Origin of the sequence: Nonomuraea bangladeshensis (assembly GCF_039529455.1) — a bacterium.
GTDB classification, from domain to species: domain Bacteria; phylum Actinomycetota; class Actinomycetes; order Streptosporangiales; family Streptosporangiaceae; genus Nonomuraea; species Nonomuraea bangladeshensis.
Window position 1 is genome coordinate 22,296 of record NZ_BAAAMV010000019.1, and the last position, 23,398, is coordinate 45,693.

The following is a 23,398-nucleotide window of genomic DNA, read 5'->3' on the forward strand; positions in this document are numbered from 1 at the left end:
CGCCGGGCGGGGAGGGACGGTGAGCAAGCTCGGCAAGGTCGGGCCGTACACCTTGGTCGAGCGGCTCGGCCGGGGCGGCATGGGCGAGGTCTACCTCGCGACCACCCGCCGGGGCGAGCGCATCGCGCTGAAGGTCCTGCACGACCTGGCCGAGGACGAGACCTCCCGGGTCAGGCTGGAGCGCGAGGTCCGCGCGCTGCGCAGGGTCGAGAGCCCTTACGTCGCCAAGGTGCTGGACGCCGACCTCAACTGCGCGCGTCCCTACCTGGTGATGGAGCACATCGAGGGCGCCACGCTGCTGGAGAAGGTACGCCAGGACGGGCCGCTCGACGTCGCCGAGCTGGTCGAGATGGCGCAGGGCATCGCGGCGGCGCTGGCGATCATCCACGCGGCCGGGGTCGTGCACCGCGACCTGAAGCCGGGCAACATCATCATGTCCGCGCGGGGGCCGGTGCTCATCGACTTCGGCATCGCCCAGGTCCTGGACGCGACCCGGCTGACCATGACCGGCACGTTCCTCGGCACGCCCGGCTACACCGCGCCGGAGATCTTCGCCGACGAGCACGTCGACTCGCCGGCCGACGTGCACGCCTGGGCGGCGACGGTGGCGTTCGCGGCGACCGGGCGGCCCACTTTCGGGCGGGGGACGGCCGAGGCGCAGATGTACGCCGTGCTCAACGGGCAGGCCGACCTCAAGGGTGTGCCGGTCGAGCTGCTGCCGCTGGTGCGCGCGGCGCTCAACCGGGAGCCGGGCAAGCGGCCGACGGCGGCGTTGCTGGCCGACCGGCTGTCGCGGCTGGTCAGGGTCACCAGCGCGACCGAGACGGACGCGGGTGGGGAGGCGGCCGAGGAGGCGCCGCCGTCGCGGGGGCGGGGCACGGACGAGGGCGCGCGGGGCGAGGCCAAGGCGGCGCGTGGGCGGCCCAATCCGACGGGCGCCGACGGGAAGGTGCCGCCGCCTCGGCGCACCGGTGGCGAGGCGGCGCGGCGGGCCGCCGCGGCGGAGGGGAAGACCACCCAACCGCGAGGCCGCACGCCTGTGGACGGGGCTGGGGCTGCCGCGCGCGGGCGCACGCCTGCCGACGGTGGTGGGGCTCGTGGTCGAACTCCTGCGGACGGTGCTGCTGCGCGGGGGCGCCCGCCTGCGGATGGGGCTGCCGCGCGTGGGCGGACACCTGCTGATGGGGCCGGGGCTCGTGGGCGCACGCCTGTTGACGGTGCTGCCGCGCGGGGGCGCCCGCCCGCGGATGGGACTGCTGCGCGCGGCCGGACGGCGGCTGATGGGGCCGCTGCTCGTGGGCGGGCCGCCGCGGATGGGGCTGCGGCGCGAGGGCGTACGGCTGGTGACGGGGGTGCGGGGCGGGGGCGTACGCCGGCTGACGGGGTCGTGGCGCGGAGCAGGATGGACGGGGCCGCGGCGCGGGCCCGGAGCGGGGCGGACGGGAAGGTGCCCGCGCCGCGCGTCCGGGGCAGCGGCGACGGCAAGAACACCGGCCCGCGGCCGAAGCTGACCACCCCGCGCGCCCGTGCGGCCGCCGCCGTACGGACCCGCGCGGCGGCGGCCCGGCCGCAGGTCAGGCGGAAGAGCGACGCGCCCACCACGCTGCCCGCGGGCAACGGCGCGCTGCTGCTGCTCGCGGTGCTGGCGGTGCCGTGCGTGGTGACGTCGGTGATCTGGCCGATCGCCTCGATCGCGATCACCGCCGTGTTCGTGGTGCTGACCAGGACGCTCTGGATGAACCACTGGATGGTCAGGAACCGGGGCTCCCGGCGGGTCCGGGTGACGCTGCGCGTGCTGCTGTTCCCGCTGGCGCTGGCCGGCGCGGCGGCGACCGCGCTGGTGTGGCCCGGTGTGCCCGTCGCGGTGGCGTCGGGCGGGGCGCTCTGGGTGACCGGCGGCGGCCAGATCGACACCGACTGGTGGCAGCAGCCGGCGCCCGTGACGGTGGCGGCCGTGGTGTTCGGGATGCTGTGCGGCGGCATCACCGGTCGCGAGATCGAGCGGATCGGCGGCCGGCTGCCGGACCTGCGCAGGGAGGGACTGCGGGCGCTGGCGGTGCTGGGCGGGTTCGTCGCCCTGTGCGCGGCCGCCGTGCGCGCCATCGCCCTCCTGCTCTGAGGACTCCTGCTCCAGGACTCCCGCTCCAGGACTCCCGCGGCGTCACCGCCGCAGGGCGCGGCCGCTCACGCTGACCGGCCGCGCATGGCGATGGCGCCGGTCAGCCCTGGCCGCCGTCGCGGCGGGAGAAGCGGTTGAAGATGCGCTCGCCCGCGTTGACCGCGCCCTCGGCGACGTCGCGCAGCACGCCGATGAACGGGTCCTGCGACTGCTGCCAGGACGCGCGGTAGGACTCGGCCGCCGCCTTGACCTCGTCGGTCACCCGTGCGCTGGCGTCGTCCTCGCGGCGCGGGTAGTCGCCGCCGAGGATGCGGTCGTACTCGCCGCTGCGCTGCCACTTGTCCAGCTCGGCCACGCGCACCACGGCGAACGGGTGGGTGGTGCCGAGCAGGTTGAGCACCTTGAGGAAGCCGTCGCGCAGGTCGCCCGCGGTGTCGTACTCGTTGTACTGCTCCAGGAACGCCTCGATGTTCATCTCGTGGGTGTAGGCGCCGCCGGCGAGCTTCATCAGCGCCCGCTTGCCCGCGTCGGGGTCCTGGCCGACGAGCAGGCCGCCGCGGTCGGAGGACAGCTCCGACTTGCGGTACCACTCCTCCAGGCCCGCGACGATGGCCCGCAGGCCGATGTAGCCGAGCGGGATCCAGGCGACGCGGGTGGCGAGGCGGGTGAGGATGTCGAGCATCGTCCGGTAGACCGCGTGCCCCGAGAGGATGTGGGCGGTCTCGTGGCCGATGACGAAGCGCTGCTCCTCCTCGTTCATGAGGTTGAGCAGGCCGGTGGTCACGACGATGAACGGGTCGTCGAAGCCGATGGCCTTGGCCTGGACCTGCGGGTCCTGCTGGACGTAGATCTCCGGGATGCGGTGCAGGTCGAGGGTGTAGGCGGCGTCGCGGCCCATGTCGTAGAGCGAGCGGAACTGCGTCTCGCTGACGCGGACGGCCGAGGCGAGGTACATCAGGCGCAGGCGGCGCTCGCTGATGAGACCGGACATCTGCTTGAGAACCGTGTCGAACCCACTCAACTTACGCAGAGCGACCAGGGCGGACCGGTCTGCGGGGTGTTCGTAGGCACGGGACGAGATGCCGGGCAGTTGGACTCGATTGCGGTCCGGGGTGGTCGTCATGCCCGGCATGCTACGTCCGTAACGGGGGTCATGCGCGGACATCACGAAGGGGGGTGCCATCGAGTTGTGGTGGTGCGCCCGCGTAAGGTCCGTTCCATGAAGAACGCGTCTGGTGGGCATGGGATGCGGCGAGTGGGAGTGATGGGCGGGACGTTCGATCCCATCCACCACGGCCACCTCGTCGCGGCCAGCGAGGTCGCCCACCATTTCGAGCTGGACGAGGTCGTCTTCGTCCCGACCGGACGGCCGTACCAGAAGTCCGAGCGCGAGGTGTCCGCCGCCGAGGACCGCTACCTCATGACGGTCATCGCCACCGCCTCGAACCCCCGCTTCTCCGTCAGCCGCGTGGACGTGGACCGCCCCGGGCCGACGTTCACGATCGACACTCTGCGCGACATCGCCAACCTTTACGGTCCGGACGTCGAGCTGTACTTCATCACCGGCGCCGACGCGCTCGGCGCGATCCTCGGCTGGCAGCAGGCCGACGAGCTGTTCGAGCTGGCGCACTTCGTCGGCTGCACCAGGCCCGGCCACACCCTGCACGACCCCGGCCTGCCCGAGGGGCGGGTGACGCTGCTGGAGATCCCCGCGCTGGCCATCTCGTCGTCGGAGTGCCGGCAGCGGGTGGCCAAGGGGGAGCCGATCTGGTATCTGGTTCCCGACGGGATCGTGCAGTACATCAACAAACGGGGGCTGTATCACGCCCACGGGTGAAGGTATCCATGCCGTACGTGAGGGGTTTCGGCCCGGACGGGTACCCTCAACATATAGGCATGCTGCCGACACAGGAGGACAGACCCGCATCGTGACCGCATCTGACAGAGCCGTCCAGCTCGTCCGCATCGCCGCGGAGGCCGCGGCCGACAAGCTGGCCGATGACATCCTCGCCTACGACGTGAGCGAGCAGCTCGTCATCACCGACGCGTTCCTGCTCTGCTCCGCCACCAACGACCGCCAGGTCCGTGCCATCGTCGACGAGATCGAGGAGCGGCTGCGCACCGAGGCCGACGCCAAGCCCGTCCGCCGCGAGGGCGAGCGTGAGGGCCGCTGGGTGCTGCTCGACTACATCGACATCGTCGTGCACGTCCAGCACGAGGAGGACCGTACGTTCTACGCCCTGGAGCGCCTGTGGAAGGACTGTCCGGCCATCGCGCTGCCGGAGAGCGTCATGCAGGCCAACCTGCAGCGGGCGCGCGCGTGAGCGGACGAGCCGGACGTCCCGGCGGGGACACCGCATGAGCAGGCGCATCGTATGTCTGCGCCACGGGCAGACGTTGTGGAACGTCGAACGACGGTTCCAGGGCCACTCCGACATCCCGCTCGACGAGACCGGCATCGCGCAGGCCGCCAGGGCCGCCTCGCTGCTGGCCTCGCTCCGGCCCACCCTCATCGTCTCCTCCGACCTGCAGCGGGCCAACGACACCGCGCTCGCGCTGGGCCGCCTGGCCCGGCTCGACGTGCACGTCGACAAGGACTTCCGCGAGCGCGGAGGCGGCCAGTGGGAAGGGCTGACGCGGGAGGAGATCGCCGCGCGCTGGCCCAAGGAGTACGCCGACTGGGAGGCTCCCGACGGCGAGACGGTCCAGGACGTCGCCGAGCGGGTGGGGTCGGCCATGCGCCGCTGGGCGGCCAAGCTGGACGACGACGGCCTGCTGGTCGTGGCCTCGCACGGCGCGGCGCTGCGGCTCGGCATCTGCGACCTGCTCGGGCTGCCCGAGGAGCTGTGGCCGGCGCTCGGCGGGCTCGGCAACTGCTCGTGGTCGGTGCTCCAGGAAGGGCGCAAGGGCTGGCGGCTGCTGGAGCACAACGCCGGCACCCTGCCCGAGCCCATCAGCAGCGACGACAAACCGGACGCCGAGGTCTGAGAGAACGGCCGTGCGGCTCGGGGGCCGCGCGGCTCGCTCGGTCAGGACGCTCAGGACGCGGCGTACCGCTCCTGCGCGTCGAGAAGCTCGTCCCAGTGCTCGGCCACCCACGCGTATGCCGCCTCCAGCGGTTCCAGCATGCTGCGGCCGAGCGGCGTCAGGGCGTACTCGACCTTGGGCCTCGGGGCGTCGTGGACGGTGCGCGAGACGAGGCCGCTGCGCTCCAGCCCGCGTAGCGACTGCGTGAGCACCTTCGGGGTGACGCGGTGCAGCGGCACGCGGAGCTCCGAGAACCGGCGCGGACCGTCCTCCAGACAGCGGATGATCAACGGCGCCCACTTGTCGCCGAAGCGGAACGGCACCAGCGTGGACGGACACAGCTCGTCGAACAGGTCGGCGGGCAGTGGCTGCCGGTGCGTCATGGTGTCTCTCCCGTGGGTCTCGGTATCCAGGAGGTAACCGCCCTCGCGGCTACCTTTCCGAAGCATCGACGCAACGGGAGGTATTCCGACGATGGGCAAGTACGTGATTTTCGGGGCCGGCGGCCGAGCCGGCCGGCAGGCCGTCGCCGAGGCGCGCCGGCGCGGGCACGAGGTGACGGCGGTGGTGCGCGACCCGTCACGGTACGCCGGCCCGGTGGACGACGGCGTACGGGTCGCCGCGGGGGACGTCACCGACGCGGCGGACGTCGCCGCCCTCGCGGCCGGGCACGACGCCGCGATCAACGCGGCGGCGGCGCTGGACTCGGACACCTTCTTCAGCGACGCGGCGCACGCCCTCGTCAAGGGTCTGCGGCAGGCCGGGGTGGACAGGCTCGTCGCGATCGGGATCGCCACGCTGCTGCCCGGGCCCGACGGGGTCCGGCTGCTGGACGCGCCCGGCTTCCCCGCCGAGTTCCGGCCCTTCTGCCTGGCGCACGCCGCCGGCCTTGAGGTGCTCCGTGCCGAAGGCGGCGGGCTGGACTGGGTGTACGTCAGCCCGGCCGGCGACTTCGACCACGAAGGGGAGCGGAGCGGCCGGTACGAGATCCGCGAGCACGGGGACATGGCGCTGCGCGTCTCGTACGCGGACTTCGCCATCGTCCTGCTGGACGAGGCGGAGACCCCGCGGCACCGGGGCGGCCACCTGGCCGTGACCTGACGGGCGATTAGGCGAATCGGGGCGGATGGCTATATGCTCTCGGAGCGCCGCAACGGGCCGGACTCGTGGCGGTGACCAGGGGCTATAGCGCAGTTGGTAGCGCGCCTCCATGGCATGGAGGAGGTCTGGGGTTCGAATCCCCATAGCTCCACCAGCACCACGACGGCGGCGTCCTCCGGGACGCCGCCGTTTCCGTGTCCGGGGTCAGGTGGTGCAGGCGGCGCCGTTCAGTGCGAAGGACGAGGGGGCCGCGGTGTTGCCGTTGTGGGTGGCCTGGAAGCCGAACTGGGTGGACGCGCCGGGCGCCAGGGTGCCGTTGTAGCTCACGTTCCTGGCCGTCACCGCTCCCGAGGCGGGGGAGACGGTGGCGTTCCACGCGCCCGTGATCGCCTGCCCGGCGGGCAGCGTGAAGGCCAGCGACCAGGACGAGAGCTGCGTGGTCCCGGTGTTGGTGATCGTCACGGCGGTGGTGAAGCCGTTGTTCCAGGTGTTCATGCTGTACGTGACCTTGCAGGCGCCGGGGCTGACGGTCGGGGTGACCGTCGGGGTCGAGGTCGGGGTCGAGGTCGGTGTCTGGGACGGGCCGGGGGTGTCCAGGCCGAAGAAGGCCAGCACCATGGCGGCCATCCCGCCCTGCGGCAGGCTGTGCCCGACGCCCTGGAGGCTGATGCCCTCGACCGCGACGGTGGTGCCGGTGCCGCCGTAGCGGGTCCTGGTCCAGCCGGAGCGGGGCTGGTCGGTCATGGACGGGGTCTGGCTCAGGCCGTGGACGTTGGTCCACTGCTTGATCTCCTCGCCGAAGTTCGGGTAGCGCAGGGTGCTGTCCTCGGTGCCGTGCCACACCTGCATGCGGGGGCGCGGGCCGGTGTAGCCGGGGTAGGCGGCGCGCACCAGGTCGCCCCACTCCTGCGGGGTCTTGATGAGCTGTCCATTGGCGCAGGTGCTGTTCCAGCTCGACCCGTCGGTGGTGGCGAAGCAGCCGAACGGCACGCCCATGAACGCCGCGCCCGCCTTGAACACGTCCGGGTACGCGCCCAGCAGCACGTTCGTCATCATGCCGCCGGAGGAGGCGCCGGTGACGTACGTGCGCGCCGGATCGGCGTTGTAGCGCTGCTGCACGTACCTGACCATGGAGACGATGCCGACCGGGTCGCTGCCGCCGTCGTGCCGCAGCGCCTGCGGCGAGGAGACGTCGAAGCAGGACCCGCTGCGCGTCGCCGACGGGTAGACGACGATGAACTTGTACTGGTCGGCCAGCGAGGCGAACTCGGTGCCCGAGTAGAAGGCCGGGCCGGAGCCCGTGCAGTAGTGGACGGCCACGAGCAGCGCCGGGCGGGTGCCGACGCCGTCGGGCACGTAGAGGTGCATGCGCAGGTTGGTGGGGTTCGTGCCGAAGCCGGTCACCTCGGTGAGCTGGGCCGAGGCGGCCGGGGGCGCCGTGATCAGCATCGCGACGACGAGTGCCATCGCGGCGACCGCGGCGCCGGCCAGCCGAGCTGTCAGTTTCATCCGGGCTCCTCTCGATGGCCTGAAACATTGCGAGTGTGTTGAGAAACTTTCATCCTCGCAACAGGCCAGGTCCATCGGGGACGGGCCGGTCCTTCTGAGCTGCGAAAGCAGCGGGAACTAGGCGGGCTCGGGCGTGAAAGTTTCCCTGGACGCGTAACGCTCGGCCAGGGCCGTGGCGGTCGCGGCGATCCGCTCCCGCAGCTCGGCCGGAGCCAGCACCTCGGCGTCCATCCCCAGGCGCAGGAACTCGGCCAGCGCGTGCTCGACCGACTCGATCGGCACCGTGACCCGCGTCCAGCCCTCCGTGTCCGGCGCCCCGGCGGTGCGCCGGGCCGCCTCCGCCATGCCCGGCGTCATGAGGTCGGGCAGCCGCTCCAGCCCGCGCGGCGACAGCCGCACCACCGCCTCGCCTCGCCGCAGCCGCGCCTCGAACGCCTCCAGATAGGCCGCCCAGTACGCCGCCAGGTCGAACCCCCGCGGCCGGGTGAAGCCCTCCTCCAGCGTGCGCAGGCCGAGGATCTGCGAGACGCGGTAGGTCCGCACGTCCCCGTCCGTCCCGGCGACCAGGTACCACCGGCCCGCCTTGACCACCAGCCCGTACGGGTCCAGCAGCCGCTCCACCTCCTGCGGCTCCTTCCACCGCCGGTAGACGACCTGGATCCGCCGCTCGTTCCACACGGCGTCGGCCACGGCCGGCAGGTGGGAGATCGGCTCCCGCTCGCGGTACCACGTGGGCGCGTCCAGGTGGAAGCGCTCCTGGAGCCGCCCGGCCCGGTCGCGCAGCTCGACCGGCAGCGCGGCCATGAGCTTGAGCTGGGCCGCCGTCACCACCGCGCCGAGACCCAGCTCCGCCGCGGGACCGGGCAGCCCGGCGAGGAACAGCGACTCGGCCTCGTCCGTGGTCAGCCCGGTGAGCCGGGTGCGGTAGCCGTCGAGCAGCTGGTAGCCGCCGTTCGGGCCGGCGTCGCCGTACAGGGGGATGCCGGCGGCGTGCAGGGACTCGACGTCGCGGTAGATCGTACGGACCGAGACCTCCAGCCGTTCGGCCAGCTCGCGCGCGGTCAGCCGGCCCCGGGTCTGCAGGAGCAGCAGGATGGACACCAGGCGGGAGGCACGCATAATCGCTGACATTACCTGTCAGCGACCCCGGCGTACGGTCCCCGCATGAACGATTTCGACTTCCTCGCCGGCCACTGGAACGTCGCCAACCGCCGGCTCGTCAAGCCCCTGTCCGGCAGCGACGAATGGGACGAGTTCCCCGGCCACTCGGTCGCCACCCGGCACTTCGGCGGCGCCGCCAGCTTCGACGAGGTCACCTTCCCCACCAAGAGCTGGAGCGGCCTGACCGTACGCGTCCACCACCCCGGCACCCGCCAGTGGTCCATCTACTGGGCCAGCAGCGCCCGTGGCGAGCTCGACACCCGGCCCATGGTGGGCGCGTTCGACGGTGACCGGGGCCTCTTCTACGGAGACGAGACCGTGGACGGCCGTACGGTCCGCGCCCGGTTCGTCTGGACGCGGCTCGGCCCCGACACCGCCCGCTGGGAGCAGGCGTTCGCCGAGGCGGGCACCGACGACTGGGAGACGAACTGGGTCATGGAGCTGACGCGGACGTGACCGCCGCGCCCGGGACAGGCCCGGCCGCCGAGGACTGCGTGCTGCGCACCCACAGGATCCCGGCCACCGCCAGCGCGCCGAGCAGCAGTACCAGCCCGCCCACCACGACCATCCACCACCAGCCGGTACGCGGCGGCTTGGCCTCGTAGAGCTGGACGTCGGGCAGCATGTCCGGGGTGTAGTCCAGCCGCCGCGTGGCGGGCGGGTCCTGGGGCTCCCGGCTGGGCGGGGGCGACTCGGGGTGGGGGAGGCGGTGCCGGATGGTCTGGTCGGGGTCCGGCTCCTGACGGCCGGGCTGGTGCGCAGTCATGGGCCCCTCGAACGCGCTGGGTGGGGAGTGTCGGGCTTTCCGCCGACATTGTCACACTTTCGCTTGCTGCCCCGTCCAGATCGCATGACACGTGTACTGGTGACGGGGGGCAGCGGCCGGCTCGGCCGCGCGACGCTGGAGATCCTGAAGGAGGGGTACGAGACGCGGGCGACCAGCCGGTCCGCGCGTACCCCGGAGGAGGGCGGCGTGCGGTGGTTCGGCGTGGACCTGACCACCGGGCGCGGCCTGAAGGAGGCGGTGGAGGGGGCCGACGTGGTCGTGCACCTGGCCTCGGCGCCGTACCGGGGGCGTTACACCCGGCGGGTGGAGCTGGACGGAACGGGGGCGCTGCTCGCGGCGGCGCGGGCGGCCGGCGTACGGCACCTGGTCTACCTGTCGATCGTCGGCGCCGACCGGGTGCCGTGGGGCTACTTCCGGGTCAAGGTGCAGGCCGAGCGGCTGGTACGTGACGGCGGGGTGCCGTGGACGGTGCTGCGGGCCACGCAGTTCCACGAGTTCGTGGAGCAGGCGCTGCGCGGCATGGCCCGGCTCGGGGCGCTGGTGGCCGATCCCGGGATCCCGGCGCAGCCGGTGGACGTCAGGGACGTGGCCCGGCGGCTGACGGACGTGATCGAGGCCGGGCCGCGGCGGGGGATCGAGGAGTTCGGCGGGCCCGAGGTGCTGACCATGGCCGAGGCCGCCGAGAGCTGGCTGCGGGCGCGCGGGGTTCGCCGGCCGGTGCTGCGGATGCGGGTCCCGGGCGCGCTCGGCAGGGGCTTACGCGCCGGTCATCTCGTCACCGATGCCCGGCCGACCGGCGAGCTCACCTGGGAGCGGTATCTGCGGGGCGAGTGACGGGGCCGGCGGTGTCAGCCGTAGGGGCCCTGGCCGAAGGGCGGCTGCTGGCCGCCGGGCTGCGGAGGCTGCTGCGGGTAGGGCTGCCCCTGCGGTTGTTGGGGGTAGGGCTGTCCTTGCGGTTGCTGCGGGTAAGCCTGTCCCTGCGGCTGTTGCGGGTAGGGCTGCCCTTGCGGTTGCTGGGGGAAGGGCTGCTGGCCCTGCGGCTGCTGCGGGTACGGCTGAGGCGCCGGCTGGTTCCAGCCCTGCTGCTGCCACCCCTGCGGCCCCTGCGGAGGAGCGGGCGGGGTCGGCGTCCGCCTCGCGACCACCCCGCCGATCAGCAGGCCGAGACCGACGAGCTGGATGACCGAGCTGATCGCGACCCACACGGACAGCCCCGTGACCAGGCCCAGCAGATCGACCAGCTGCCTCTGCAGCAAGCTCTGCGCCAGGGCGAAGCCCGCGCCGACGAGGAGGACGGCGCAGCCGGCGATCCCGAGCACGGCTCCGCGCCCCTGCTCGCGCCGCCGCATCGCCATGAGGACGAGGCCGACGAGCAGGAGGGCGCCGTTCAGCAGCGCGCCGACGAGGCTGATGACCATGAGCGAACCGGTTTCTGTCATGGGAGGAATCCTGCGGGAATCGGGGGGACCTGTCAGGAGGGCTGCGGCGACGGGCGTAGCTCGGCTATCGCCCGGCCGAGCGCGTCCTCGTCGAGCGGCCCCTGGTAGCGGACGCCGTTGAGGAAGAGGGTGGGGGTGCCGCGCGCGCCGCTGTCGCGGCCGGAAGCCTCGTCGAGGGCGATCCTTGCGGCGTGCCGGGGCACGTCCTCCCACGGCTCGACGCCGAGCCGGTCGGCGTAGCGCTCCAGGTCGGCGTCGGTGAGTGCACGCTGGTTGTCGTAGAGCACGTCGTGCATCTCCCAGAAGCGGCCCCGGTCGCCGGCCGCCTCGGCGACGATCGCGGCCGAGGCGGCGCGCGGGTGGATGGTCCGCAGCGGGAAGTGCCGGAAGACCAGGCGCACGTCGGGGTTGTTCGCGAGCAGCCGCGCCAGCACGGGGTGGAGGCGGCCGCAGTAGGGGCATTCGAAGTCGCCGTACTCGACGATCGTGATCGGGGCGTCGATGCGGCCGCGTACGTGGTCGCGCGGCCCGACGGGCACCGACAGCAGCTCGGGCAGCTCCTCGTCGGGCTCGGCCTCGGGCGGGGCGCAGACCCCGCCGCGGTCCCAGGCCATCCGGAAGATCACCCAGCCCAGCGCGGCGGCCAGCAGCGAGCCGGCCAGGATGCCGATCTTGGCCTCGGCGCGGATCACCGGGTCGGGGAAGGCCAGGTCCACGATGAACAGCGCCACCGTGAACCCGATGCCGGACACCGCGGCCCCGCCGAACAGCTGCCCCCACACCAGGTTGCCCGGCAGGATGCCCCACTTGAGCCGGAGCGGCAGCCACGTGCCGAGCGCGATGCCGGCGAACTTGCCGATCAGCAGGCCCGCCGCGATCCCCCACGACACGGGCGAGGTGAGCGCCGCCCGCAGGGTCTCGCCGTCCAGCCGCACCCCCGCGTTGGCCAGCGCGAACACCGGCACGATCACGTAGCTGCTCCACGGGTGCAGGCGCAGTTGCAGCCGCTCGTTGACCGAGACGGCGTGCCGGACGCGCAGGGTGGCCTCCCTGGCGGCGCGGGCGCTCGGCTCGTTCGTGAACTCCTGGACGGCCTCGCCGGCGAGGAGCAGCTTCTGGTCGGAGGGGGCGTAGACGAAGACGAGCACGCCGAGCGCGATGCCGACCAGCGTGGGGTGGATGCCGCTCTCCAGCGTGGCCACCCACAGCCCGAACCCCAGCACGATGTACGCCGGCGCCCGCCAGATCTTCAGCCAGCGCAGCGTCACGATGGCCGCCAGCAGCAGCACCGCGGTGAGCAGGGCGGGCACCGACAGCTCGGCCGTGTAGAACAGCGCGATGATGAGGATGGCGAGCACGTCGTCCACGATCGCCAGCGTCAGCAGGAACGCCCGCAGCGGATCGGGGCACCGCGCGCCCACCACGGCCAGCACGCCGAGCACGAAGGCCGTGTCGGTGGCGATCGGCACGCCCCACCCGGCCGCGCCGGGGCCGCCCGCGTTGAGCAGCAGGTAGACGCCCGCGGGCACGAGCATGCCGCCGAACGCCGCCACCGCCGGCACCGCGATCAGCCGCCGGTCGCGCAGCTGCCCGAGCCGGACCTCGTACGAGATCTCCAGGCCGATGACGAAGAAGAACAGCGTCATCAGCCCGTCGTTGACCCAGTGGCGCAGGTCCAGCGAGAACTCGGCGGTCCCGAACGACAGCCCCATCGGCGTGTGCCAGAACGCCTCGTAGGTGTCCGCCCAGGGCGAGTTGGCCCAGAGCAGGGCGAGCACGGTGGCGATGAGCAGCGCGCTGGTGCTGCCCGCTTCGGTACGGAAAAAGGTGCGCAACATCGTCTCGATCGCCTCCCCGAAGGTCGATCCTAGATGCGCGGATGCGATGCGCCTCGCACGGGAGCGGTCACTCCGGGGCGAAGAACAGGTGAGCCGCCGCGTCGCGGGCGAGCAGGAAGCCGATGATGCCGATCGCCCAGCTCACCATCGACGCCGAGTGCTTGGTCAGCCAGGCCCGCAGCCGCTCCAGCTTCGGCTCCAGCCGGCCCCCGGTGACGGCGCGCAGGCCCATGAGCGCGAGCGGCGGCGTGATCATGACGAGCACGTACCCGGCCAGCAGCGGCAGCCACTGCGCGGCCGGCAGGCCGGAGGTGGTCATGACGCCGACCGCCGCCAGGTAGGGGACCATCGTGGCCACCTCGACCGCCCCGGCCGTCAGCCCGAGCAGCACCATCGTCCGGGGCCCGCCGACGCGCGGCTCGAAGCGGCGCTCGGGCAGGCCCCGCTTGGCGCGGTACTTGGGGTCGAACCGGAAGCTCAGCGCGAACAGGCCCACGCCCAGCGCGAGCTGCACCCCGTAGGCGACCTTGCTGTGCAGCGCCTCGCCGAGGCCGTCCACGGCCGCCGACAGGCCCAGCATGAGCGCGACCCCGACCAGGAAGTAGAAGGCCGCGATCGTCGCCAGGTAGACGAGCTGCCCCGACACCTTGGACCGCTCGCCGGCCAGCAGCAGGTAGAGAGGGATGACCAGCGTCCCGAAGCTGGTGCTGTCGACCAGCGCGAAGGCGGCGAGGGTGAGCAACAGGCCGATCGTCATGACAGGATCATCACGGCCGGGGCCCGCCCCCGCCTCCTACGCCGGTGCGAACCCGGCGTACATCCTTCGATGCACGCCGGGCGCTCTCACGGCGTCACAGGCCGCGCAGGTAGGCCAGCGAGGGCGCGAAGAAGTACTCCCCGCCCTTCAACGTGACCGTCTGCGCCACCTGGGCCTGCGGCGGCGACTGCCCGGGCTTGCCCCAGACCTTCGGGAACGTCACCTTGATCGCCCGCTCGCCCTGCCCGATGACCGGGTCGTGGCCGGTCCCCGGGTTCTCGAAGTCGGGATTGCCGGCCCAGGTCCGCTGGGTGAACTCGAACTGGTCCACCAGGCTGCTGTTGAACGCCATGAACAGCAGCCCGACCCCGCCGCTGGGCCGCGTCTCCGGGGGCGCGTCGTCCCACGGCTGGTCGCCGCGCCGCCCGTACGTCTGGCCGCGCCTCGCCATGAGCACCTCGCGGCCGAACGAGCGCGGGTTGGTCTTCCTGATGTGGCCGCTGAAGGGGCACTTGCTGCCGTCGTCGCCCTCGAAGGTGAAGTCGTTGGCCACCGGGCCGCCGCCGGCCTTGCCCTTGCCGGTCAGCGGCGTGCCGTCCTTGAACCGGCCGACGAGCATCGCGCCCGCCCGGTGCCGGTCCTCGCCCTTCAGCCCGAGGTCGTCGGCGAGCCGCTCCTCGATCTCCTTGAAGGCGCGTACGTTCTGCTCCAGCTTCCTGAAGACCAGGTAGCTGCCGTGGTGGCGGCGCGGGTCGGGCGCGAAGGGGTCCGGCACCAGCACGTTGGCCAGCGGGAAGGCCGGGTCCCAGCGCTTGCGCGGCTCGCGGTCCACCTCGTCCTTGAGGAACAGCGGCTGGCTGCGGCCGTCCACGTAGCCGAAGTGCTCGATGCCGTCGCCGGCCGGGTTGCGCATGCCCCTGCCGGTCTCCTCGCCGAGCAGCCGGGCGCTGGCCGGCAGCGCGCCGAGGATCTCGTCGCGCAGCGTCGCCACCGGGCCGGGCCGGTCGTCGCCGATGAGCACGACGGCGTGGATCTCGCGCTGGTAGGCGCGGTCCCACTGCTCGACCGGCGGGTCCTCGACCTCGGCGACGCGCCGCTTCATGCCGTCGCGGAACGCCTGGTCGCCGAAGGCGCGCACCTGCTCGACCGAGTGGCCGAGGTCGCGGTAGCCGGCCTTGCTGATGCCGATCCCGACGTACGGGGTGCCGCGCCGCCCCTTGCCCGCGAAGTCGCGCACCTCCTTCAGGTGATCGCGCGCCGACTTCATCCACGTGGTGGCCACGTGCCGCAGGAAAGCCCTGCCTTCGGCCGCGTCGTTGAACCGGACGAACAGGACGGACAGGTGCTCGCGGACGTGCGCGCGCAGGATGTTCGGCTGGAGATTGTCGAGCATCGCCTTGGTGTCCGCGTCGAGCGTGGCCGAGTCCCAGGCCAGGGGTAGTGCGTTGTTCAGGTCGACTGGCATCGCCAAGTCCCTTTCCCCGTTTCGGAATGGAATTTTCCGAGCCCCCATTTCTAGGACTCCCAGGAGGCGGAGAAAGTTTCCCGCGCAGCTGATACACCGCGAGGCGTACGCGGGCGGCCTCCTCCGGGACGATGGCCGGCCGCGTCCGTGGTGGGAGCGTGGTGCCATGGACGCGATCCGCAGAGCCCTGGGCCGGCTCTCCCTGCTGTACGCACTGATCTTCCTGGCGGCGGCGCTGCTGCACGCCGGGGCCGGCCCCGGGCCGCTGCGCCGGCCCCCGATACCGCCCGCCGTGATCGTGGAGACGCTGTGCTGCGCCGCGATGCTGATCGGCGCGTACGGCGCGCTGAAGCCCCGGCCGTGGGCGTGGGACGGGCTGATCTACACGCACGCGGCCGCGCTGGGCGGCGTGCTGCTCGGCATCCTCGCGACGGCGTTCGCGCCGGGGGCCCAGGCGGGCACGCTGCTCGTGGTGTACCACGGCACGGTCGCCACCCTGCTCGCCGCCGGCCTCGGCGCGGCCTTCTACCTCTCCAGGGTGCGCAGGTAGCCGGCCGCCTCGTCGAGGCGGTCCTCGCCGAACACGCGGATGCCGTGCTGCTCCAGCAGCGCCGTGGTGACGCCCTGACCGGGCATCCTGCGGCCCGCGAAGGAGCCGTCGTGGATCGCCAGCGCGCCGCACGACGGGCTGCCCTCCTTGAGCACCGCCATCCGGGCGCCCGCCGACCGGGCCGCCTCCAGCGCCGCCCGCGCCCCCGCGAGGAACTCCGCCGTCACGTCGTCGCCGCCGGACGTCAGGACCCTGGCCGTGCCCGCCAGCACCGCCGCGCCGCCCGCGCCCCCCTCGATCTCGGCGGCCGGGCGCGGCACCGGCAGCCCGCCCGCCACCTCGGGACAGAACGACACCAGCCGCCCTTCCGCCCGCCAATCGGCGAGCACGGCGGCCGAGCTGGTCTTGGCGCTGCCGTCGTAGCGGACCTTGCGGCCCATCAGGCAGGCGCTGACGAGGATCTTCTCCACGCCTTCGATCCTATGAGCCCGATCGGCACCAGCGAGAGCGCGGCCAGCGCGGCGGCGCAGCCGAAGGCGTAGCCGAAGGGCCGGGCCGCGCCCGCCGCGGTGAGCAGTTGCAGCAGCACCGCGAGCGCCGCGACGCCGAAGGAGGAGGCGAGGCGGAGCGCGATCGTGCTCAGCGTGGTCGCCGCAGGGATGGCCGCGCGCTCCAGCGTGGCGTACGCCGCCGCGAGCACCGACGTCGACACCAGCCCGTGCCCCAGCCCGGCCACGAGGATCGGCACCGGCCCGGGGAACGCCGCGAACGCCGCCATCCCCGCCACCACGGCGGCCACGCCGGTCGCCGCGACCCCGCGCGCTCCCCGGCTGTCGGTGAGCTTGCCGGCGATCGGCAGCGTGAGCGCCGCCCCGATCCCGAGGGGGGCCAGCAGCAGCCCGGCCTCCAGCGGGCCGCCGCCTCCGGCGAGCTGGCTGTGCAGCGGCACGAGCACGGTGAAGCCGAGCATCGCCGCCGAGTAGCAGGCCAGCGCCGCGACCGCCGCGGCGAACGTACGGTCGCCGAGCAGCCGCAGGTCCACCAGCGCGCCCGGCACCCGCAGAGCCCGCACGGTGAACGCCGCGACCAGCGCGAGCCCGATCCACAGCGCCGGATGCGCGAAGGAGGCCCCGTCGCCCGCCTCCGACAGGCCGTGGATCAGCGCGGCCAGCCCGGGGGAGAGCAGCGCCAGGCCGAGCACGTCGAGCGGCTGCCGCGGCGCGGCGGCCGGGTCGGGCTCGCGCGGCAGCAGCAGCGCGGCCGCGATCAGCGCCACCGCGCTGATCGGCAGGTTGACCAGGAACAGCCACCGCCAGCCGAGCCCTTCGACGACCAGGCCGCCGAGCGGCGGCCCGAGCACCGGCGCCAGCATGGACGGCACCGTGATCAGCGCCATGGCGCGGCCCATCCGCTCCTTGCCCGCCGCCTGCGCCAGCATCGCCTGGCCCACGGGCATGAGCAGGCCGCCGCCGACCCCCTGGACGCCGCGGGAGACGACCAGGCTGCCGGCCGACCAGGCCGCGGCGCAGAGCGCGGAGCCTCCGGCGAACAGCACGAGCGAGACCAGCCAGACGCGCCGCGAGCCGAAGCGGCCGACGGCCCAGCCGGTCACCGGGACGGTCATCGACATGGCCAGCAGGTAGCCGGTGACCGCCTGCTGCATGGTGGCGGGGGTGGTGCGGAAGTCGTGGGCGAGCGTGGTGAGCGCCACGTTCACCACCGTCGAGTCCAGCATCGTCATGACGCCGCCCAGGAAGACCACCAGGGCGGTCGTCACGAAGGGGGTTCGTACGCTGTATCGCATGTCGTACACCGTAACACTTTCGTACGGTGTAGCGCCTGGCTTAGGATCGGGTCCTGTGAGCTCTGTCTGGTCGCGTCCCGCGCCGCCCCGCCGCCCGGCTCTGACCAGGGAGGCGATCGTGGCCGCCGCCGTCGCGCTCGCCGACGCCGAGGGCCTCGCCGCCGTCTCCATCAGGCGGGTGGCGACCGAGCTGGGGGCGCGGACGATGACGCTCTACTCCTACATCGAGCGCAAGGAGGACCTGCTCGCGCTCATGCTCGACGAGGTCGCCGCCGAGCTGCGCGCCGACGGGCCCGCGCCGGACGACTGGCGCGAGGCGCTGCTCGCCATCGCCCGCCGCGAGCGCGACCTCGTCCGCCGCCATCCCTGGCGGATGGACCTGGTCGCGCAGGGCCTGCCCGCGGGGCCCAACGCGCTGCGGCACGTCGAGCACAAGCTCGCCGTCTTCGCCCGGCTCGGCGTCGAGCCGCCCGCCGCCTGGCGGTTCCTGACCGCCTACACCGACTACATGACCGGCTACATGGTCCGCGAGGCGCAGGAGCGCGCCGCGCCCCGGCACGAGGGCGTCAGCGACGCCGAGCGGGCCGCCGTCGCGGAGCCGTACGTCAGGGAACTGGTCGACGGCGGCGAGCTGCCGCACCTGGCGCCCATGCTGGAGCGGGGCGTCCCCGGCGCGGACGACAACTTCGAGCGGGGCCTGCGCTGGCTGCTCGACGGCATCGAACGCGAGCTGCCGCGCTGAGGGGCGAGGCCCCCTGGCGATAGCCTTACCCCCGATGAACACCACTGTCTCCGCGATCGTCATCACCGTCGCGCTGCTGCTCATGCTGGCGAGCCTGATCACCGCGATCCGCGACCGGCCCATGGGCATGGTGCTGCTGATCGGCTTCGGCGTGCTGGAGGTCGCCGTGCTGGTGCAGGTCGGCTTCGTGATCGCGGCGCTGGCCGGGGGAGCGGAGACGCCTGAGCCGGCGACGCTGTGGGGCTACCTCATCGGCGAGGTCGTCATCCCGCCCGCGGGGGTGTTCCTGGCGCTGGCCGAACGGTCCCGGTGGGGGACCGCGATCCTGGTCGTGGCCGGCTTCGCGATCGCGGTCATGAACGCCAGGCTCGGGCAGATCTGGCAGGGCGTGGCATGAGCTCCATCAGCAGCGGGCCGGGGCGGGCGCTGATCGCCGTCTACGGGCTGTTCTCGCTGGCCGCCGGCGCGCGGGCGGCGGTGCAGATCGCCACCAGGTTCGGGGAGGCGCCGCTCGCCTACAGCCTGTCGGCGTTCGCGGCGGCCGTCTACATCCTGCTCACGGTCGCGCTCTGGCGCGGCGCGCGGCGGCTCGCGCTGGCCGCGCTCCTGGTCGAGCTGGCCGGGGTGCTGATCATCGGCACCGCCAGCGTCCTCGACCCCGCGGCCTTCCCCGACGAGACCGTGTGGTCCGTCTACGGCAAGGGCTATCTCTTCATCCCGCTCGTGCTCCCGCTCGTCGGGCTCTACTGGCTGCGCCGGCAACGGCATTGAGGCGTTAACGTCGGGCCCGGCCGGGAAGTGGCTGAACCCATGAGTACGATCGAGCATTCCGTAGACGTCGAGGTCCCCATCCGGGTGGCCTACAACCAGTGGACGCAGTTCGAGAGCTTCCCCGAGTTCATGGAAGGCGTGGAGTCGGTCAAACAGGTGACCGACACCCGTACGCATTGGGTGGCGGAGATCGCCGGGGTCCGGCGCGAGTTCGACGCCGACATCACCGAGCAGCACCCGGACGAGCGGGTCGCCTGGCGCAGCGTCGACAAGCCGAACCAGGCGGGCGTCGTCACCTTCCACCGCATCGACGACGGCCGCACGCGCGTCACGCTCCAGATGGAGTACGACCCCGAGGGCTTCGTCGAGACCGCCGGCGACTGGCTGCAGCTGGTCCGCCTGCGCGTCAACGGCGACCTCAAGCGGTTCAAGCAGTTCATCGAGTCGCGCGGCGCTGAGACGGGCGGCTGGCGCGGCGACGTGCCCGGCCCGCACCAGCACGACGGCGCAGCCCCGCGCACGCACGAGCACGGCTCCACGTACGGCGGCGCGCAGCAGGTGCCGCCCGGCACGATCGGCGGCACCGACCCGTCCATGCCGGGCGGCGACACGACCCTGCCGGCTCCCGGCGCCTTCCCTCCGCGTGACGAGCCCCCGCAGGGGCCCCGGCCGGTCCTGTAGGACTCCTCGACCGGTCCTGCAGGACACCCTCGACCCGAACAGCGGCCGCCCAAGTGGCGGCCGCTGTCGTGTGTCCGGGGACCGGCACGTGGGGCGGAATAAACGCACATTTCGGTCCTGTTAAGGTGGTGATTCGTCCCATGACTTGATGAATGGAGGACTTGTCCGGCATGAGCGTTCTGGCGTCAGAGCCCCGAGGCAGGACGACCACCCCCCTCGCCTGGCTCCTCGTGCTGGGAATCGTCCTCGCCGCACTCAACCTGCGGACCGCCGTCACCAGCGTCGGCCCGCTCCTCGACCAGCTCGCGGGCGCGCTCGGCATGACGAGCGTCGGCACCGGCCTGCTCACCACCCTCCCGGTGCTGGCCTTCGCCGGCGTCGGCGCCGTCACCCCGACGCTCGCCCGGCGGGTCGGCGAGCACCGGCTGCTCCTGCTGGCCCTGGTCACGCTGGGCGTGGGAATGCTGGTCAGGTCGCTGGTCGGCTCGGCCCCCGTGTTCCTGCTGAGCAGCGCGGTCGCGCTGTCCGGCGGCGCCGTGGGCAACGTGCTGATCCCGACGCTGATCAAGCGGCACTTCCCGGCGCGCACCGGGATCATGACCACCGTCTACACCACGGCCCTGGCGGCGGGCACGATGCTGGCCGCCGCCGCGACCGTGCCGATCGAGCGCGCGTCGGGGAACTGGCACGTCGCGCTCGGCGTGTGGGCCGCCCTGGCCGCCGTGGCCGCCATTCCGTGGCTTGCGCTGTTGCGCAGTGAGCCGGAGCGGGACACGGGAGGCCGGGACGCGGGGATCCGGCGGCTGCTGGGCAGCCGGCTGGCCTGGATGATCGCGATTTACTTCGGCACCCAGTCGATGATCGCGTACATCATGTTCGGCTGGCTCGCCACCATCCTCACCGACGGCGGCTACAGCACCTCCGAGGCCGGAGTGCTCCTCGGCGTGTTCACCGCGCTGAACATCCCGGTGTCGGTCGTCGTGCCCATGATCGCCGCGCGGTTCCGCGACCAGCGGCCGATGGTGGTCGGGCTCGTCGCCTTCTACGCGGTCGGTTTCGGGGGTCTCTGGGCGGGGCCGGCCTCGTGGGCGCCGCTCTGGGTGACGCTGATCGCCGTCGGCATGGGGTCGTTCCCGCTGGCGCTGGTGATGCTGGGGCTGCGCACCCGTACGCCGGAGGTGACCGCCGCGCTGTCGGCCTTCGGCCAGAGCGCCGGCTATCTCATCGCGGGCGGCGGGCCGCTGCTGGTCGGCGTGCTGCGGGAGGCGTCGGGGGGCTGGGCGCTGCCGTACACGCTGATCTTCGTGGTGCTGGCCGTCCAGCTCGTCGCCGGCCTGTACGCCGGCCGCGAGCGGCACCTGGAGGACGAGCGGGCGCTGGGATGATGGACGGGTGAACTCGACTCTCGTCACCTTCCCCAGCGGCCGGACCTCGGGCCGCTCCGAGCTCGTCGGGGTCGTGCCGGTGGGGGACCGGCACGGCCTCGTCGTCGCCGAGACGCCCTTCCACCCCCTCGACCACACCTGGCCCGACCAGCCCGCCGACCGCGGGACGGTCGGCGGGACGCCGGTCATCGACTGCGTGACAGGGGCCCAGTCGGCGACCGGCGAGACCTTCCTGGGGGCGGACATCCCGGTGCGGCGCGGGGACGAGGGCTGGCGGTGGCTCGTCGTCCACGTGACCGGCGAGGCGCCGCCGCCCGTGGGGACCGAGGTCGAGCTGGAGGTGGACGCCGCCCACCGCGCGGCGCTCTCGGCCGGCCACACCGCCTGCCACCTCGCCGCGCTCGCGCTCAACGCGGCCCTCGCCGGCCACTGGCGCAAGGAGGCGAGGCTCGACCGGCTCGGCCACCCCGACTTCGACCAGACCGCGATCACCTCGTCGCGCATCGTCGAGGGCGGCAGCGTCGACGTCTACCGCCTCGGCAAGTCGCTGCGGAAGAAGGGCTTCTCCGCCGAGGGGCTCGACGTCGACGCGGTCGCCGGCGAGGTGAACGACCGGCTCAAGACCTGGGTCGCCGCCGACGCCCCCGTCCGGATCGACGTCCCGGGCCCCGAGCTGACCGCCCGCCGCACCTGGCGCTGCGAGCTGCCCGAGGGCGAGGCGGCCATCCCGTGCGGCGGCACCCACGTCGCCCGCACCGGCGAGCTGGGCCGGGTCCAGGTCTCGCTCACCCTCGACGAGGCCACCCTGACCATGCACACCACCTGCGGCTAGAGCTTCCGGGGCGCGGGCGCTCCGGAAGTCCTATACACTTGGTGATCGCAAGGGGCTATAGCGCAGTTGGTAGCGCGCCTCCATGGCATGGAGGAGGTCTGGGGTTCGAATCCCCATAGCTCCACCCCTCTTGGCGAGCCACCGATGTGGCTTGCGCGGCTCGGCCCTTCACCCCGCCCGGCGACCACGCGGCCGGGCTGCGGTGGCGTCCGGTGGCGCACTTCTTCGATTTGCCGGGTCGCTGCCGTACGCGCACACCTCGCGCAGCACGCACTCCTCGCACCGGGGCCGGCGTGCCTGGCAGACCGTACGCCCGTGCCTGATCAGCGCGATGTGCAGCTCGTGCCGGACCTGCGGCGGCACCATGGGCCGCAGGAGACGGTGCGCCTCCGCGGCGGAGGTGCCCGGCGGGATCCAGCCGAGCCGGGTGGTGACGCGGTGCACGTGCGTGTCCACGGGGAACGCCGCCCGCCCCATGGAGAACATCAGCACGCAGGCCGCGGTCTTCGGGCCGACGCCCGGCAGCGAGGTCAGGTACGACTCCGCCGCCTCGTCGTCGAGCCCGTCCAGCCGGTCCAGGGTGATCGCGCCCTCGCGGTCCTCGATCGCGGCCAGGATCTCCTGGATGCGGCGGGCCTTGCGCTCGGCGATGCCGCCGCAGCGGATGGCGTCGGCGATCTCCTCCGGCGGCGCGTCCGCCACCTGCTCCCACGCGGGGAACCTGTCCTTGAGACGGGCGAAGGCGCGGCCGGAGTTGACGTCGGAGGTCGCCTGCGACAGGACCGTCGCCACGACCTGGTCCACGACGGGCAGCGCCGGGCCCGGCGCGAACGCCTCCCGCCCGGCCCGCAGCCGCCGCAGCACCTCCATCACCCGATCGGTCACCCTTTCCCCCCTCCGTGGACATGGGAACGGACCGGAGGGGGGCCCTCCGGTCCGTCCTATGGCGAACGGTCAGCGACCGTTGGTGGTCTTGCGCCAGTGAAAGCCGCCGGGCAGATTGACCGACAGCGTACGACGCCCGTCGGCTCTCCGCGTCACCCGGAACAGCCGGTTGCCCCAGCTGTGGCCGACCCCGCCGCGGGACAGGTTCAGCCGTAAGGGGCCCACCTTGATCGACTTACGGTAGCTCCAGCCCATCTCGAACTCCTCCATCGAATTCGCGAGGGCACTCCACTACCCACGAAAAGCGCGTTGTATCGAATTCAGTAATGTCCGCGGTATTTCCGGCCGCCGAACGTCTTGCCGACGTGGAAGCCGCCGGGCAGGCGCACCGACACGTGCCGCCGGCCGTCGGGGGTCGCGGTCACGTGGAAGCGGCGGTTGCCGTAGCTGTGGCTGATGCCGTGCCGCGAGAGGTTGATCCGGAAAGGTCCTACTTTGATGGATTTCCTGTAGTGCCAGCCCAAGGCCCCTCCTTCGCTGTTCGT

28 protein-coding genes and 2 tRNA genes are annotated in these 23,398 nt (G+C 72.8%); 16 read left to right on the forward strand and 14 right to left on the reverse strand.

What is annotated here, in order from left to right; all coding sequences use genetic code 11:
• The first annotated feature begins 19 nt into the window (after window positions 1–19).
• Window positions 20–2,119: a serine/threonine protein kinase gene (locus ABD292_RS44475; RefSeq protein ID WP_344218653.1), complete on the forward strand. Its 2,100-nt coding sequence runs from the start codon at window positions 20–22 to the stop codon at window positions 2,117–2,119.
• Window positions 2,120–2,219: 100 nt separating this feature from the next.
• Here ABD292_RS44475 and ABD292_RS44480 read toward each other — a convergent pair whose 3' ends face one another.
• The gene (locus ABD292_RS44480) at window positions 2,220–3,242 is read right to left on the reverse strand and encodes a M48 family metallopeptidase (RefSeq protein ID WP_344218655.1); all 1,023 of its coding nucleotides are present in this window, start codon (window positions 3,240–3,242) and stop codon (window positions 2,220–2,222) included.
• Between the two features lie 123 nt (window positions 3,243–3,365).
• On the opposite strand from ABD292_RS44480, the gene nadD reads away from it, so the two are divergent.
• The 3 genes from nadD (at window position 3,366) to ABD292_RS44495 (ending at window position 5,107) form a co-directional block, all read left to right on the forward strand.
• Entirely contained in the window at window positions 3,366–3,956 is a 591-nt protein-coding gene (gene nadD / locus ABD292_RS44485) for a nicotinate-nucleotide adenylyltransferase (protein ID WP_344218657.1), read from the forward strand.
• A gap of 91 nt (window positions 3,957–4,047) precedes the next feature.
• The gene (gene rsfS / locus ABD292_RS44490) at window positions 4,048–4,443 is read left to right on the forward strand and encodes a ribosome silencing factor (RefSeq protein ID WP_329592062.1); all 396 of its coding nucleotides are present in this window, start codon (window positions 4,048–4,050) and stop codon (window positions 4,441–4,443) included.
• 34 nt (window positions 4,444–4,477) lie between these two features.
• Entirely contained in the window at window positions 4,478–5,107 is a 630-nt protein-coding gene (locus ABD292_RS44495; protein WP_344218659.1) for a histidine phosphatase family protein, read from the forward strand.
• A gap of 50 nt (window positions 5,108–5,157) precedes the next feature.
• Here the strand turns inward: ABD292_RS44495 and ABD292_RS44500 are convergent, their stop codons facing one another.
• Window positions 5,158–5,529, reverse strand: a complete 372-nt coding sequence (locus ABD292_RS44500) for a winged helix-turn-helix transcriptional regulator (protein ID WP_344218661.1) — start codon at window positions 5,527–5,529, stop codon at window positions 5,158–5,160.
• Between the two features lie 91 nt (window positions 5,530–5,620).
• Between ABD292_RS44500 and ABD292_RS44505 the strand changes: the two genes are divergently transcribed.
• On the forward strand, window positions 5,621–6,247 hold the full coding sequence (locus tag ABD292_RS44505) for an NAD(P)-dependent oxidoreductase (protein ID WP_344218663.1): 627 nt from the start codon (window positions 5,621–5,623) through the stop codon (window positions 6,245–6,247).
• A 78-nt stretch (window positions 6,248–6,325) separates the two neighbouring features.
• A tRNA-Ala gene (locus tag ABD292_RS44510) sits at window positions 6,326–6,401 on the forward strand.
• A gap of 50 nt (window positions 6,402–6,451) precedes the next feature.
• Here ABD292_RS44510 and ABD292_RS44515 read toward each other — a convergent pair.
• On the reverse strand, window positions 6,452–7,756 hold the full coding sequence (locus ABD292_RS44515) for an extracellular catalytic domain type 1 short-chain-length polyhydroxyalkanoate depolymerase (protein WP_344218666.1): 1,305 nt from the start codon (window positions 7,754–7,756) through the stop codon (window positions 6,452–6,454).
• A gap of 117 nt (window positions 7,757–7,873) precedes the next feature.
• Complete coding sequence (locus tag ABD292_RS44520) at window positions 7,874–8,875, reverse strand: helix-turn-helix transcriptional regulator (protein ID WP_344218668.1); 1,002 nt, start codon at window positions 8,873–8,875, stop codon at window positions 7,874–7,876.
• A 45-nt stretch (window positions 8,876–8,920) separates the two neighbouring features.
• Here ABD292_RS44520 and ABD292_RS44525 point away from each other — a divergent pair, with 45 nt between their 5' ends.
• A complete protein-coding gene (locus ABD292_RS44525; protein ID WP_344218670.1) occupies window positions 8,921–9,373 on the forward strand; it encodes a hypothetical protein in 453 nt (150 codons plus the stop codon).
• Here ABD292_RS44525 and ABD292_RS44530 read toward each other — a convergent pair.
• Window positions 9,351–9,683, reverse strand: coding sequence for a hypothetical protein (locus ABD292_RS44530; RefSeq protein WP_344218672.1), 333 nt, complete (start codon window positions 9,681–9,683; stop codon window positions 9,351–9,353). The genes ABD292_RS44525 and ABD292_RS44530 overlap by 23 nt on opposite strands.
• Window positions 9,684–9,767: 84 nt before the next feature.
• Between ABD292_RS44530 and ABD292_RS44535 the strand changes: the two genes are divergently transcribed.
• Window positions 9,768–10,538: an SDR family oxidoreductase gene (locus ABD292_RS44535; RefSeq protein ID WP_344218674.1), complete on the forward strand. Its 771-nt coding sequence runs from the start codon at window positions 9,768–9,770 to the stop codon at window positions 10,536–10,538.
• 14 nt (window positions 10,539–10,552) lie between these two features.
• Here ABD292_RS44535 and ABD292_RS44540 read toward each other — a convergent pair whose 3' ends face one another.
• The 4 genes from ABD292_RS44540 to ABD292_RS44555 form a co-directional block, all read right to left on the reverse strand.
• Complete coding sequence (locus ABD292_RS44540) at window positions 10,553–11,143, reverse strand: hypothetical protein (RefSeq protein ID WP_344218676.1); 591 nt, start codon at window positions 11,141–11,143, stop codon at window positions 10,553–10,555.
• A gap of 32 nt (window positions 11,144–11,175) precedes the next feature.
• Window positions 11,176–12,981: a Na+/H+ antiporter NhaA gene (nhaA, locus tag ABD292_RS44545; RefSeq protein ID WP_344218678.1), complete on the reverse strand. Its 1,806-nt coding sequence runs from the start codon at window positions 12,979–12,981 to the stop codon at window positions 11,176–11,178.
• Between the two features lie 67 nt (window positions 12,982–13,048).
• Window positions 13,049–13,738: a GAP family protein gene (locus tag ABD292_RS44550; RefSeq protein ID WP_344218680.1), complete on the reverse strand. Its 690-nt coding sequence runs from the start codon at window positions 13,736–13,738 to the stop codon at window positions 13,049–13,051.
• A 94-nt stretch (window positions 13,739–13,832) separates the two neighbouring features.
• Complete coding sequence (locus ABD292_RS44555) at window positions 13,833–15,203, reverse strand: Dyp-type peroxidase (RefSeq protein WP_344218682.1); 1,371 nt, start codon at window positions 15,201–15,203, stop codon at window positions 13,833–13,835.
• A gap of 166 nt (window positions 15,204–15,369) precedes the next feature.
• On the opposite strand from ABD292_RS44555, the gene ABD292_RS44560 reads away from it, so the two are divergent.
• Window positions 15,370–15,753, forward strand: a complete 384-nt coding sequence (locus tag ABD292_RS44560) for a hypothetical protein (protein ID WP_344218684.1) — start codon at window positions 15,370–15,372, stop codon at window positions 15,751–15,753.
• On the opposite strand, the gene ABD292_RS44565 is transcribed toward ABD292_RS44560, so the two are convergent.
• Entirely contained in the window at window positions 15,729–16,223 is a 495-nt protein-coding gene (locus ABD292_RS44565) for a 2-thiouracil desulfurase family protein (protein WP_344218686.1), read from the reverse strand. The genes ABD292_RS44560 and ABD292_RS44565 overlap by 25 nt on opposite strands.
• Window positions 16,193–17,557, reverse strand: a complete 1,365-nt coding sequence (locus tag ABD292_RS44570) for a DHA2 family efflux MFS transporter permease subunit (RefSeq protein WP_344218689.1) — start codon at window positions 17,555–17,557, stop codon at window positions 16,193–16,195. The genes ABD292_RS44565 and ABD292_RS44570 overlap by 31 nt, the downstream gene beginning before the upstream one ends.
• Before the next feature lie 55 nt (window positions 17,558–17,612).
• Here ABD292_RS44570 and ABD292_RS44575 point away from each other — a divergent pair, with 55 nt between their 5' ends.
• The 7 genes from ABD292_RS44575 to ABD292_RS44605 all read left to right on the forward strand — a co-directional run bounded on the left by ABD292_RS44575 (window position 17,613) and on the right by ABD292_RS44605 (window position 22,092).
• On the forward strand, window positions 17,613–18,299 hold the full coding sequence (locus ABD292_RS44575; protein WP_344218691.1) for a TetR/AcrR family transcriptional regulator: 687 nt from the start codon (window positions 17,613–17,615) through the stop codon (window positions 18,297–18,299).
• 34 nt (window positions 18,300–18,333) lie between these two features.
• Window positions 18,334–18,696 carry a hypothetical protein gene (locus ABD292_RS44580; RefSeq protein ID WP_344218693.1) on the forward strand — a complete coding sequence of 121 codons (363 nt, stop codon included), beginning with the start codon at window positions 18,334–18,336 and terminating at the stop codon, window positions 18,694–18,696.
• Window positions 18,693–19,070 carry a hypothetical protein gene (locus tag ABD292_RS44585; protein ID WP_344218695.1) on the forward strand — a complete coding sequence of 126 codons (378 nt, stop codon included), beginning with the start codon at window positions 18,693–18,695 and terminating at the stop codon, window positions 19,068–19,070. Before ABD292_RS44580 ends, ABD292_RS44585 begins: the two co-directional genes overlap by 4 nt.
• Before the next feature lie 39 nt (window positions 19,071–19,109).
• A complete protein-coding gene (locus ABD292_RS44590; protein WP_344218697.1) occupies window positions 19,110–19,751 on the forward strand; it encodes an SRPBCC family protein in 642 nt (213 codons plus the stop codon).
• Window positions 19,752–19,921: 170 nt separating this feature from the next.
• The gene (locus ABD292_RS44595; protein ID WP_344218699.1) at window positions 19,922–21,136 is read left to right on the forward strand and encodes a CynX/NimT family MFS transporter; all 1,215 of its coding nucleotides are present in this window, start codon (window positions 19,922–19,924) and stop codon (window positions 21,134–21,136) included.
• A 7-nt stretch (window positions 21,137–21,143) separates the two neighbouring features.
• Entirely contained in the window at window positions 21,144–21,968 is an 825-nt protein-coding gene (locus tag ABD292_RS44600; RefSeq protein ID WP_344218701.1) for an alanyl-tRNA editing protein, read from the forward strand.
• A gap of 51 nt (window positions 21,969–22,019) precedes the next feature.
• Window positions 22,020–22,092 (forward strand) — tRNA-Ala (locus ABD292_RS44605).
• Window positions 22,093–22,136: 44 nt separating this feature from the next.
• Here ABD292_RS44605 and ABD292_RS44610 read toward each other — a convergent pair.
• From ABD292_RS44610 to ABD292_RS44620, 3 genes are all read right to left on the reverse strand, one after another.
• Window positions 22,137–22,853, reverse strand: coding sequence for an endonuclease III domain-containing protein (locus tag ABD292_RS44610; protein WP_344218703.1), 717 nt, complete (start codon window positions 22,851–22,853; stop codon window positions 22,137–22,139).
• A gap of 69 nt (window positions 22,854–22,922) precedes the next feature.
• Complete coding sequence (locus tag ABD292_RS44615) at window positions 22,923–23,123, reverse strand: DUF4236 domain-containing protein (RefSeq protein ID WP_329592107.1); 201 nt, start codon at window positions 23,121–23,123, stop codon at window positions 22,923–22,925.
• A 50-nt stretch (window positions 23,124–23,173) separates the two neighbouring features.
• Window positions 23,174–23,377, reverse strand: a complete 204-nt coding sequence (locus tag ABD292_RS44620; RefSeq protein WP_329592109.1) for a DUF4236 domain-containing protein — start codon at window positions 23,375–23,377, stop codon at window positions 23,174–23,176.
• Between the last annotated feature and the right edge of the window lie 21 nt (window positions 23,378–23,398).